Source organism: Paenibacillus radicis (ex Gao et al. 2016) (assembly GCF_014641555.1).
GTDB lineage: Bacteria > Bacillota > Bacilli > Paenibacillales > Paenibacillaceae > Pristimantibacillus > Pristimantibacillus radicis.
In genome coordinates, this window is record NZ_BMHY01000013.1 from 112,319 (window position 1) to 125,494 (window position 13,176).

The 13,176-nt window shown below is 50.9% G+C and carries 8 protein-coding genes; all 8 read left to right on the forward strand.

What is annotated here, in order from left to right; genetic code table 11:
• The first annotated feature begins 37 nt into the window (after window positions 1–37).
• Window positions 38–1,927: a copper amine oxidase N-terminal domain-containing protein gene (locus tag IEX98_RS24160; RefSeq protein ID WP_188892253.1), complete on the forward strand. Its 1,890-nt coding sequence runs from the start codon at window positions 38–40 to the stop codon at window positions 1,925–1,927.
• Window positions 1,928–2,078: 151 nt separating this feature from the next.
• On the forward strand, window positions 2,079–4,601 hold the full coding sequence (locus IEX98_RS24165) for a U32 family peptidase (RefSeq protein ID WP_188892254.1): 2,523 nt from the start codon (window positions 2,079–2,081) through the stop codon (window positions 4,599–4,601).
• A gap of 115 nt (window positions 4,602–4,716) precedes the next feature.
• Window positions 4,717–5,289 (forward strand): RNA polymerase sigma factor, encoded by a 573-nt coding sequence (locus IEX98_RS24170; protein WP_188892255.1) that lies wholly within the window; start codon window positions 4,717–4,719, stop codon window positions 5,287–5,289.
• Entirely contained in the window at window positions 5,255–5,593 is a 339-nt protein-coding gene (locus IEX98_RS24175; RefSeq protein ID WP_188892256.1) for a hypothetical protein, read from the forward strand. The genes IEX98_RS24170 and IEX98_RS24175 overlap by 35 nt, the downstream gene beginning before the upstream one ends.
• Entirely contained in the window at window positions 5,586–7,088 is a 1,503-nt protein-coding gene (locus IEX98_RS24180) for a tetratricopeptide repeat protein (protein ID WP_188892257.1), read from the forward strand. The genes IEX98_RS24175 and IEX98_RS24180 overlap by 8 nt, the downstream gene beginning before the upstream one ends.
• A 68-nt stretch (window positions 7,089–7,156) precedes the next feature.
• Window positions 7,157–7,864, forward strand: a complete 708-nt coding sequence (locus IEX98_RS24185; protein ID WP_188892258.1) for a heptaprenylglyceryl phosphate synthase — start codon at window positions 7,157–7,159, stop codon at window positions 7,862–7,864.
• 177 nt (window positions 7,865–8,041) lie between these two features.
• Complete coding sequence (pcrA, locus tag IEX98_RS24190; RefSeq protein WP_188892259.1) at window positions 8,042–10,417, forward strand: DNA helicase PcrA; 2,376 nt, start codon at window positions 8,042–8,044, stop codon at window positions 10,415–10,417.
• Window positions 10,418–10,510: 93 nt separating this feature from the next.
• The gene (gene ligA, locus IEX98_RS24195; protein ID WP_229692368.1) at window positions 10,511–12,505 is read left to right on the forward strand and encodes an NAD-dependent DNA ligase LigA; all 1,995 of its coding nucleotides are present in this window, start codon (window positions 10,511–10,513) and stop codon (window positions 12,503–12,505) included.
• Window positions 12,506–13,176: the final 671 nt, after the last annotated feature.

The window sequence follows — 13,176 nt, forward strand, 5'->3', positions numbered from 1 at the left end:
TTAAAATCGATAGTTAAAGAGGAGAATTGAAAACGATATGACTGTTAAAATGAAACGCTCGTTCCTCATGCTGCTCGCCGTTCTGGTTGTAGTCGGCCTGCTGCCAGGAGCCGTATTCGCAGCAAATGAATCAGCAACGGTGGAGGTTCGATTTAAAATCGGCAGTTCTACCGTTAACATCAACGGTGAAAGCTTGAAGGTGCAAGCCCCTTACGAAGCGAACGGAACGACGATGGTTCCGCTCAGCGTTATCACGAAAGCATTTGGTGCTTCGCTTCAATTGCAGGACAATAAAATCATTACACTGACTTACAATGATAAGAAGGTCGTTGTTACGATCGGCAGTAAAACCGTAAAAGTAAACAACGTTTCCAAGACGGTAACGGTTGCCCCTGTTATCGTTAAAAATACGACGATGGTGCCAGTACGTGTAATCGTTGAAGCATTTGGCGCGACGATTGGCAAAGATTCGGCAACGAAGGAAATCGTCATTAAGGGCAATCGCGCGAATAGTGCGGGCGGAGGAAGCAGTATCGACACCGACTATGGCAAAACAAAAGTCGGCGACAGCTATCTCGGCTGGTCGATGAACTACCCGCCGGGCCTGGCGCTGGCAAACCAAAGCGATGACGGAGCGATCGTCTTTTGGGCAGATGCGAAAAGCAGCCATGTTGTCGTGGCTACGATTAAAAATGTCGGAGAGCTGACGAGTGAAGAGGTTCGCAAAGAAATACAGGCATGGTTTGATTCTGACGAAGTAACGTTGGATAAGCGTACGTTAACGGTCGGCGGCTACAACGTTGAAAAAATCGTCACGCGTACGAAGGAGCGGGAACAGCTTTTCGAATACCGGGGTATTCTGAAAGGCGAAGATTTGTATCTGGTCATTGTCGGTACTGCAGGCAAGGAAAAGGCAGTGCTAGATTCGTATCAAACTTTATTGAACAGCTTTAAACCTAGCTTTGACAAGTCCGACAAACAATTGAAAGATATTACGAAAGTCGTAAACGGCCTTATTGAATTCCATGATAAAGATTACGGCTTGAAAGTGAAGCTGCCGTCGGGCTGGTATCGGGATACCGAATCTACGAATCCTTCCTTCTTCAGTAAAGACAGCTTGTTCGAATTAGAGATCACATCCCTCACTGAAGGGGATACGGCGGAAAAATGGCTGCAGCGCAGACAGGCCATCCTGAAAGAGGATTTTCAGCCGGACTATTTGCGTAACGAGAAGCTTTCGGAAATAACGCTTAAAAACGGCAAGGCACTTGTGCTGTCTAATGAGTTTACTTATGATCAGAAGACTTGGCACCGGTCCAATGAAGTATTCCTTATTGTCGGCAACTACCGCTATGCGCTTGATTTCAACTATGATGTGAAGCTGGGCTCGGAAGGCGAGTCGTTGTTCCAGAAGACGATGGCTAGCGTTGAACTGGATACAGCATTTGTGGAGCGGGAGTTCGGTCTGATCGAGGACGAGAATGACACAGCCATCCGTACGAAGAAACTAACGAAAAAAAGCAATACGTATAAATATTCCATTGAGCTTCCAGCGTTCTGGAACGGTGGTGCGACGGATTTCGAATCCGATGAGTTTCTCTACTACGATAGATTCGGCAGCTTTGCAGGCTACATCTATGAGGATGATACGGTGTTGAATGTATCGAACAGTATCTTGAAGGATATAAGAGGAGACAAGCGGAACACGATCTCCAGTTCTTCCTCAACGACGATTGGCGGCAAATCGGCAGAGAAAATAGTTGTCAAATATGTGGACTCCAACAATCTTCCTTCGACGGACTACGTTTATTTCGTCGAGCATAATGGCAATGTGCTGCTGCTCGTATATTCCATTACAGATGCGAATGCGACAACAACGGCGCTTGGCCGTTTGGATGCTGTCATTCAATCTATTAAATTTCTCTAGGCGTTTTGTAGTCTTGTCCAGCCGGTTCCTTAATGGAGCCGGCTTTTTTATGTCTCCGATTCAGTCTCTGCCAGTATTGGGTGGTGGCATATGCGGCGGCGGTTTGTTACACTAGCAATAGTAGTTTTACTATTGGAGGAATGAAATTCGGATGAATATGAATATACAACGAGGAGATATCGAGCTGCTGGCTCCTGCCGGCGACTGGGATTGTATGCGAGCCGCGGTTGCCAACGGAGCGGATGCAGTTTTTTTTGGCGTGGAAAAGTTCAATGCGCGCGCTCGGGCTAACAATTTCCGCAGCGAGGAGCTGCCGGAAATTATGGCGTTTCTTCACAGCTATGGGGTACAAGGTTTTTTGACATTTAACATTCTCGTTTTTGAAGACGAGCTGCGTGATGCGAAGCTGCTGATCGAGATGTGTATTAATGCGGGTGTGGACGCTGTAATTGTACAGGATTTGGGCTTGGTGAAGCTCATTCGCGAGCTGTCGCCGGACTTCCCGATTCATGGTTCGACCCAGATGACAATTACTTCGCCGGAGGCGGTTGAATTTACGAAGCCGTTTGGGCTGGAGCGGGTCGTATTGGGCCGCGAGAACAATTTGAAGCAAATTAAGAAAATCGGCGAGCAAGCGAAGCTTCCGATGGAAGTATTCGTTCACGGCGCGTTGTGCGTTTCTTATTCGGGACAGTGCCTGACATCGGAAATGTGGGGCGGACGCTCGGCGAACCGCGGCGAATGCGCACAAGCCTGCCGTTTGCCATATGATTTGATGGTGGACGGCGAGCATAAGCCAATGGGCGATGTGGCATACTTGCTGTCGCCGAAGGATCTGGCCGCAATTGATCTCGTGCCGGAACTGATTGAAGCGGGAGTCGTTTCGTTCAAAATTGAAGGCCGGCTCAAAAGTCCGGAGTACGTTGCGAACGTAGTAAGCAAATACCGCAAGGCGATCGACCGCTACTTCGATGGCGACCGCTCCGCTCCTTCGAAGGAAGAAGTACGCGAGCTGCAGCAAAGCTTCTCGCGCGGATTTACCCATGGCTTCCTTGACGGTACGAACAATAAAAAGCTCGTAGAAGGCACGTTCCCGAAAAGCCGCGGCGTCTACATCGGCCGTGTTGAACGTATTCTTCGCGACGCAGTGACAGTTCGTCTGGACGCTCCGCTGAAGCGCGGCGATGGCGTCGTATTCGATGCTGGCGATCCGACGAAGAAGGAAGAAGGCGGACGTGTATACGATCTGCGCCGCCAAGGCGTGAAGATCGAAGGCGAAGCGCAGGAAGGGACACTGCTGGAGCTGGTTCCTGGCCGTAATGACGTGGATCTGCGGAAGGTGCATGTCGGCGACCGTGTATGGAAAACGAATGACCCTGCGCTTGATAAACGTCTGCGGGCAACCTATGAGACGGAGAAGCCTTATCGCGTATTTCCGCTGCATGTGAGAGTAGAAGGCGCAGCGGGCCAGCCGCTTCGCACATGGTGGACAGACGTGCAGAAGGGCAATACGGTGGAAATTGCTTCTGAGCTGCTGCTGGAGCAAGCGAACAAGCGCCCGATGGATGCTGCTTTGCTTGAGGATCAATTGGGCCGGTTAGGCGGAACACTGTATCAGTTGGATCAATTGGAGGTTGCGCTTGAAGGCGACCTTATCGTGCCGGTGCGTGAATTGAACCGGATGCGCCGCGAAGCGGTAGAGCAACTGACAGGCGAACGTCCGAAGCCGCCGGTCTACGTGAAGACGATGATCGACCCGCTTGACGACGCTCCGGCTTCTGAAGAAGGACCCGTGAACAAGTCGGTCACAGCACCCGTGTTGACGGCGTTGTGCCGTAACTTGGAGCAAGTAGAAGCTGCTCTACAGACTGATGTCGAGATGATCTATGCCGATTTCGAATTCATTAAGCAATTCCCTGCAGCTATTGAAGCGGCAAGAAAAGCCGGCAAACCGATTGCGCTGGCTACACCGCGCATTCATATGCCTGGGGAGAACGGCTATCACGCCAACATCTTGAAGCTTCAGCCGGATGCAGTGCTCGTGCGCAATACAGGCGCTTTGTACTACTATCTGCGTGCGCGGGCTGAAAATCCAGGCAAGCCGTTTCCGCGGCTCATCGGCGATTTCTCGCTCAATGTGGCTAATCATAAGGCAGTCAGCTTGTTTAAAGAAGCAGGCCTCGACATGATTACACCATCTTATGACTTGAATATTCAGCAAATGGTCGATATGCTGACGCATTCGGATACGTCCGCGCTGGAGATCGTGATTCAGCAGCATATGCCGATGTTCCACACGGAGCATTGCGTCTACTGTACGTTCATGAGCGAAGGTACCGATTATACGAACTGCGGACGTCCATGCGAGGATCACCGGGCATCGCTGCAGGACCGGATCGGCATGTCCCACCCTGTACGGGTCGACGAAGGCTGCCGCAATACGGTATATAATGCAATTGAGCAATCCGGTGCGGAATATATCCGCAACTTCATGGAGCTTGGCGTACCGTCCTATCGCGTCGAGTTTTTGGAAGAAACACCGGATAAAGTCCGCGAAGTGCTTGCCCTTTATCGCGATGCGCTTGACGGCCGGATTACCGGTACGAAAGTATGGAAAACATTGAAGGCGACCAATCAGCTTGGCGTTACACGCGGGCAGTTGGTTAATAAATAATAGCAACAGCAGAGCCGGAAACGCCGATTGGCGATTTCGGCTCTTTTTTATTTTTCTGGAAAATGCAACCTTAATGGGAGGTCGACGCATCAATAGGTAGTAGAGAGGTGAGGGGATGGGCGCGGAGCAAGAGATGATCGACCGGTTGAGAAGCGGAGACGGATCCGCGCTGCGTCAACTGATGGAGAGGTACGGCAATGAGGTGCTTCGAACCGCAGTGCTGCTGCTGAGAGATCGTCATTTGGCGGAGGATGTGAGCCAGGACGTCTTTATAGACGCTTACCGGAAAATAAATCAGTTGAAGGCAGATCGCAGCCTTCGAGCCTGGCTGATCGCGATGACCATCAATCGCTGCCGGGAACGAATGAGGCGTGCCTCATGGAAACGATTGTTGTTTCGGGAACGGATGGAGGAAGAAGCAGGCGCTGCGATTGGCCCAGGCTCGGAAGGCTGGGCAGTGTCGGCGACTATACAAAGTATTATAATGGCGCTGCCTTTGCGGTATAGGGAAGTTATCGTGCTGCACTATTATCAGGATATGGCGATAGCAGATATTGCGGATACGCTTGATGAACCGGAAGGAACGATAAAGAGCAAGCTGCAGCGCGGCCGTAAGCTGCTGAAGGCTAGCTTGGAGGAAGGGGGATGGCGGGATGAGCCGTTATTTGAAGGACGATCAAATTCGTAAAGCGCTGAATGACGAGATGGAAGCTGTTCGATTGAGCGAGGAGCAGATGGAGCGGGTCATAAAACGTGCGCAGCATGTGCCTTGGTGGGAGATTGAGCTGCGTATTCCGTGGTCAGCTGCTGCAGCGGCATTATTGTTAATAGCAGCTATTCCCATAGCCGGCTGGCTTCACTTGGACCGGTTCGAGGGAGAGCCATCTGTACTTGCGCAACGGGAAAAGGGACAGGATTCGCTTATTGCCATGGGAGGCGGCCTTTATTTAGAATCCGAACTGCTGGAAGGGTGGAATGATTCGGATGATTAAAGTGAAGGTGAAGACGCTGCTTGGGCTGGCGGTATTACTCATTTTAGGTGGCATTATAGTCTATTGGTCGCTGCCGTCGATTCTGTATGACAACAAGAAATACGATGCGCTGCTGAAGCTGTTCCCGAACGATTCACGGGCGGAAATGGCGCTCTATTTTTCAGCAGGTGATGCATTCGATATACAGCAAGGTGATTATCGGATCTTTATTTATCCAGTAGGCAGCAATTATTCTTCTGGAACAATTAACACGACTGCCGATCAAAGAGACTATGCAATCCAGCAGTTGGAGAAGATTATTCGCACCTATGGGGCATCGCCTTATATTTACCGGACCAAATCATCATTGGCCAAGCTTTATATGTGGGGCATGGAATGGGACAAGGCCGAAGCACTGTTCAAGGAACTCAAAGAGAAAGAGATGAACAACAGGGAGAACGAGCCGTATCTTATCAAAGAAACGGATGATTTTCTAAAGGTTCTGGAAAGCCGGCATACCGATCCTAGCCAACAGCCCTTGTTGACGGGGAAAGTGACAATCGGAGACAAGCCGGCCAAAGATGTTTATGTCGTTTTGCACCCCAAAGACAATAACGGGTGGCATTCGCCTCCTTTCGGTTATTACCCGATTGCATTAACGGACAACGAGGGGGTTTACCGCTTTTACGACGCGAATGGAATTCAGGGGGATTATGAGGTGGGCGTAGGCGTTACGCCGGAGCAGGTGAACGGCAGCTATTTGGGTGACCCACAGATACGCTACGTCTCGTTGAAGGAAGGGGCAACTGAAGTCTATGATCTTACCTTCGCTCCGCAGGTACAAGTTGTTTCTCCTACTAATAAAGAAGTGATTAGGGGGGATCAACTGAACTTTGCTTGGGAGGCTTATCCGGGAGCAAGCTACTACGAGCTGTCGATTACAGACTTCATGCGGGATGAGAAGGGGAAAATAATCGGTTCCACAGGTACGACTCTAGACGGCCGATGGAAAGAGACAAATGCTGTCTACTCGGTAGAAGCTCTTCGGCAGCAGCCGCATGGATACGGGAAATCCGGAGGGGGAAAGGGCCAGAAAACAGCTATCGGCAATAGCGGCATATTAGGCGCGGTTTATCCCGGCGGAGATTTTATATGGTCGGTGCAGGCTTATGATGCGGGCGGCAAGCTGCTTAGCAGCTCAAGCGGCTATAATACGCTTCTAGACGGGGTTCAGCCTTTCTTCAGTTTGAATTCGGAAGGGATACTGGAAGGAGACCGCTTCGTTATGAAAGGGGATTATGAGAGCGCGATTCGTTCTTATGAGGCGGAAAAAGACTCAGATTACGCGCTGCGTGCGCTTGCGTCCATGGCTATGAATGGTGTAACGATGGAGGATAACGGAGATGTCGCCAAAGGTCTGACTTACTTGAAGCGGATTGCCAAGCCTAGCCGCTATGATCAGGAAAAGATTCGGAGCGCGGAGGAAATACTGGCTAAAAGGCGCGTTGAGCCGTAATCGTTTGACAGCCGGCACGAGCCTGTCATAGCATAGAAGTAATGACGGGATAAGCGAGGTAAGCGGCAATGAACGGAACGGAAGCATGGTACGGGAGCTGGCGGCATGTGTTCAAGCTTGATCCCGAGAAAGATATATCGGATGAGGCGCTCGAAGCCGTCTGCATGTCGGGTACGGATGCGATTATTGTAGGCGGGTCCACCGGCGTAACTTTTGAGAATACAGTCGATCTGATGGCGCGTATTCGCCGGTTCGAAGTCGACTGCGCGCTTGAGGTATCCACGATGGACGGTGCGGTACCGGGATTCGACGGTTATTTTGTACCGATCGTGCTGAATACGGACCGGGCGGAATGGATCAATGGGGCACAGACGAAGGGGCTGCAGGAATACGGCTCTTTTGTTCCTTGGGAGGAAACGGCGGCTCAAGGCTATATTATTTTGAACGAAGATGCCGCAGCCGCCCGTATAACCGGGGCTTGCACGGCGCTGGACGAGGATGAAGTGGCCGCCCATGTGATGATGGCCGACAGGCTGATGCGGCTGCCGGTCGTCTACATTGAATATAGCGGCACATTCGGCGATATGTCGCTGCTCCGGACAGTCCGGGAGACCGCGCAAGGCGGTGCCCGCGTCTTTTACGGCGGGGGCATCGACAATGCCGACAAAGCGCAGCAAGCGGCGGAGTTTGCTCATACAGTTGTTGTGGGTAATGTCGTCTATCAGGACTTAGCAGCGGCATTGTCTACTGTAGCGGCAGTTCATAGCCGGGCATAGTTTTTTGTACAGCGGCAGACAGCAAGGAAGCTATTCTGAGAGGCGGGCCGACCGCCGATGGAATAGCTTTCTTTTTTGCTAGTTCCCATTATTTTTTACAGCTTTCAAATTGACACTTTGCAGGTCGTTGTCTACACTGGAAGTTAGGCGAACAAATGCGAACAAAGGAGTTATTTCATGTATAATCCGATCAGTATCGAGCAGGCGGTGCAGAAGCTTAATCCCCCGCAAAGGGATGCCGTGCAGGCGACCGACGGTCCCCTGTTGATTATGGCTGGAGCAGGAAGCGGCAAGACGCGTGTGCTGACGCACCGCATCGCATATTTAATCGAGAAGAAGCGGGTCGCTCCTTGGAGCATCCTTGCAATTACATTTACCAATAAAGCGGCACGGGAGATGCAAGCACGCGTTGCAACGCTCGTAGGTCCTTCGGGGCAAGACATATGGGTATCGACCTTCCACTCTATGTGCGTCCGTATTTTGCGCAAAGATATTAGCCGGATCGGCTTTACATCCAATTTTTCGATCCTGGATTCGGCAGATCAGCTGTCGGTTATCCGCAACTGTATGAAGGATTTGAACATTGATACGAAGAAATTTGAACCAAAATCGGTGCAGGCTGCAATTGGCGGAGCGAAAAACGAGCTGCTGTCGCCTGAACGCTACGAACAGAAGACCGGCGATTATTTTACCGACATTGTGTCCAAAGTATATAAAATGTACCAAAAACGGCTTAAAGCCAACAACTCGCTCGATTTCGACGACTTGATTATGACGACGATCGAGCTGTTTAAGGAAATGCCGGAAGTGCTGGAGTTTTATCAGAACAAGTTCCGTTATATTCACGTCGACGAGTATCAGGATACGAACCGGGCACAGTACATGCTCTGCCGGATGCTGGCCGACAAGCACCACAATATTTGCGTCGTGGGCGACAGCGACCAGTCGATTTATCGTTGGCGGGGCGCTGACATTACGAATATTTTGAATTTCGAGGGCGACTATCCCGAAGCGCGTACGATACTGCTGGAGCAGAACTACCGTTCAACGGCCAACATTTTGGATGCAGCTAATGCGGTAATTAAGCTGAATACCGGCCGCAAAGCGAAAAAGCTGTGGACGGATCAGGGTGCTGGCGATATGATCAGCCTCTATCAAGCGGATTCGGAGCATGATGAAGGTTATTTCGTCACTGGCGAGATTCGTAAAAATGTAAACAATGGCAACCGGAAGTATGAAGACCATGCGATTTTGTACCGTACGAACGCGCAGTCCCGGGTAATCGAGGAAATTTTGATCAAGTCGGATATCCCATATCAAATCGTGGGCGGCATCAAGTTCTACGACCGTAAAGAGATTAAGGATCTGCTCGCTTATTTGCGTCTGATCTCCAACCCGGATGATGATATTAGCTTGCTGCGTATCATTAACGTTCCGAAGCGGGGTATCGGCGATACGACAATGGGCAAAATTGCAGAGGAAGCGGTTCGAAGCGGCACCTCGATGTTCGGCGTTCTTGGCAATTTGCAAGGGCTGGACATTAATGCTAGAACACAAGCGCTCCTTATGGAATTCCGGGATATGATCGACAATTTGACGCAGATGGTCGACTATTTGTCGGTAACCGAGCTGACGGAGAAAGTGCTGGAAATGTCGCAGTACCGGATTGAGCTTCAGCGTGAGAAAACGCTGGAATCGACGGCAAGACTGGAGAACATCGACGAGTTTCTGTCAGTGACGATGGACTTCGAGAAGCGGAACGAAGACAAGACGCTTGTTGCGTTTCTAACTGACCTTGCGTTGATCGCGGATATTGATTCGATGGATAAAGCGGATGAAGAAGGCAAAGCGCAAGCGAAGGATTCCGTCGTTCTGATGACGATGCATAGCGCCAAAGGTCTGGAATTTCCGGTTGTCTTCATCATAGGTATGGAGGAGAGCGTCTTTCCGCATAGCCGTGCATTGAATGATAATGAAGAGCTGGAGGAAGAACGGCGTCTTGCTTATGTAGGCATTACGAGGGCAGAGAAGCAGCTTTACTTGACCTGCGCTAGAATGCGGACGTTGTTCGGACGGACGAATCAGAACTTGCCTTCGAGATTTCTGCAAGAAGTGCCTGACCATGTGAAAACAGGCGTATCGCCTGCCGGCACGATTGGACGTTCTGGCAGTTTTGGCGGCGGCGGTTTCGGCTCCGGCCGTAGCAGCTTCGGCAGCAGCAGTTCTTCGGCGGCCGGCCGGCAGCCTGCATTTGGTTCGCCAGGAGCGGGTGGACGTTCTCTTGGCGTATCGGGCGGCGGAGCGGGCGTGCGTATCAGCTCTCCGCTTGATGCAGCGGCTAAAGCGGCAACATCAAGCGGAAGCGCGGGTGCTGATGCAGGAGCCGCGAAATCATTCACGGCTGGAGACAAGGTAGCCCACGGCAAATGGGGCGAAGGTACGATCGTCTCTGTAAAAGGCACAGGCAATGACATGGAGCTGCAAATTGCGTTTCCAGCGCCGGTTGGTGTTAAGAGGCTGCTTGCAAGCTTCGCGCCTATTACGAAAGTATAACGATTAATGGATTCGGCGAAGGGATGGGAGCTATCGGTGGATGCTCATGTAGAAGGAACGGTTCCGCTTATTACGGATGCGCAGCTTGCGCGAATGAAGCAGCTCGCTGCGGAGATTGCCGCGCATAACTATCAATACTATACGCTCGATCAGCCGTCGATCAGCGACGTCGATTACGACAAGCTTTATGACGAGCTAGTACGGCTGGAGACAGAGAGCGGAACGGTGCTGCCGGAGTCGCCGACGCTTCGTGTAGGCGGCGAATTGCTCAAAGGGTTTGAGCAGCACCGCCACCGCGCGCGGCTTTGGAGTCTCGATAAGGCGCAGGATGCGGAGGATCTGCTCGCATGGAATCAGCGCGTGCTGAAAGGGATTGCCGATTACAACGCCAAGCATCCGGAAGAAGAGCCGCTGCCTGCGCCGAACTATGCCATTGAACTGAAGTTCGATGGTCTTACGCTTAACTTAACTTATGAGAACGGTGCGCTTGTTCAGGCTTCCACCCGCGGAAACGGTACGGTTGGCGAAGGTATTCTCGCTCAAGTGCGTACGATTCGTTCGGTTCCGCTGCACATTCCATATACGGGCGGCGTGATTGAAGTTCAGGGCGAGGGCATTATGAACTTATCCGTTCTTGGCCGCTACAATGAGACAGCGGTGGATCCGCTCAAAAATGCGCGGAATGCCGCAGCAGGAGCGCTTCGGAACTTGAACCCTAAGGTGACGGCAGAGCGGAAGCTTAGCGCTTACTTCTATAATGTAGGCTATGCCGAAGGCATATCGTTTGCCGATCATCGGGAAATGCAGCAATTTTTACGCGACAACTTGTTTAAAGTGAATCCATATACCGCATACTTCGATACGATTGAAGAGGTGCAGCTGGAGCTTGCGCAAATTGCGGAGCGCCGGTTGGAGCTGGATTATCTTATAGACGGTGCTGTCGTTAAGCTTACAGATATGCGCACCAGGGAGGCTCTCGGCTATACCGACAAATTCCCGCGCTGGGCGGTTGCCTTCAAATTTGAAGCAGAAGAGACCACGACTGTTCTGGAATCTGTTTCATGGGAAGTAGGCCGTACGGGGAAAATCACGCCTGTTGCAAGGGTTGAAGCCGTAGAGCTGGCAGGCGTGACGGTTCAAAACTGTACGCTCAACAATATAGGCGATATTGAGCGTAAAAACTTGAAGCATGCTTTGGGCACGCTTGTTGTGATTCGCCGCTCAAATGATGTCATTCCGGAAATTTTGGGCAAGGCCGATGAGGAGCCAGGCCAAGAGATCGTTTTCCCGGAGCAATGTCCGGCATGCGGAACTGTTCTTGAACAGCGTGGCGCTCATTTGTTCTGCAACAACAAGCTTGGCTGCCGTCCGCAGATGATTGGACGTATCACGCATTTTGCTTCGCGGGATGCAATGGATATCGAGGCGTTCAGCATTATGACGGCAGAACAGCTTTATGCGGATACTGACGTTCGTGATCCTGCGGACCTTTATTCGCTGACATATGATGATCTGATTAAGCTGGACCGTTTCGGAGAGAAGAAGGCCAACAAGCTGCTGGAAGCGATTGAAAAATCCAAAGATCGTGACCTTGCTGCATTTTTGTTCGCGCTTGGCATCCCGAATACCGGTAAAGCAACGACCAAAATGCTTGCCGATCATTATGGCAGCCTCGATGCCATTATATCGGCTACGGCAGAGGAGCTTGTCGGCTTGCCAGATATCGGCGGCATAGTGGCGGACAGTATCGTTAACTTCTTTGCCGATCCTATTATGGCCGGAAGTATCGCCCGGATGCGGGCGCTCGGTGTTAAAGCGGAAGCGGAGCAAGCGCCAGCGGTTCGTGTGGATAGTATTTTCACGGGCAAGACAGTTGTGCTTACAGGAACGCTGCCAAGCCTGTCCCGTGATGAAGCGGCGAAGAAGCTAGAGGCTTGCGGCGCGAAGGTGTCGGGAAGCGTATCGAAAAAGACCGACTTCGTCATTGCCGGGGAAAGCGCTGGCAGCAAGCTAACGAAAGCGCGTGATCTCGGCATTACTGTCATTGAAGATGAAGCGGAGCTGCTTCGTTTGCTAGGCGAAGGATGAACATTATCGTCTGAATGAAAGTAGAGAGCCAATTCCTTTTTAGGGGTTGGCTCTTTTTCATGGTTGTTCCTCAACAACTCAAGCACCTTAATACCCTTATAGCTTCCGGTCATTCGTCTAGTTAAAGTTAAGGGTGACAGATGATTGCGAGTAAAGCTGTATCGTTTTATACTGGATGAGGCTCGCGTGGTACTGATAATAGTAGAAGAGGATTGTAGATGTTGCATTCGCTACGGAGTTGTTTGCAGGGCGTTATGGGTTTTCTCGGGACGGTTTATAGGCTGTCATTCCAATACTCAAATGCCGTCGGTAATTGTCAAAAAATACATGTTGTATTTTGCGAATGAGCATGGTATATTATTTCTTGTCGCTTCCGAGACATGCCATTAACCGAATGAAACACAGGACAAGAAAAAGAATGTGAAACAAACGGTTGACAAGCTTAGAAGAAGCTGATAACATAACAACTTGTCACGACAAAACGTGACAGCAAGTTCTTTGAAAACTGAACAAATGGATCACGTCAAATCCAAACAATGTTTTAAATAGCTAGTTAAGTAATGAGCATTTCAACTTTCTCGACTTTCAATCAATCGATTTACTCGGTCGCTTGAAAGCTCGTATAATGGAGAGTTTGATCCTGGCTCAGGACGAACGCTGGCGGCGTGCCT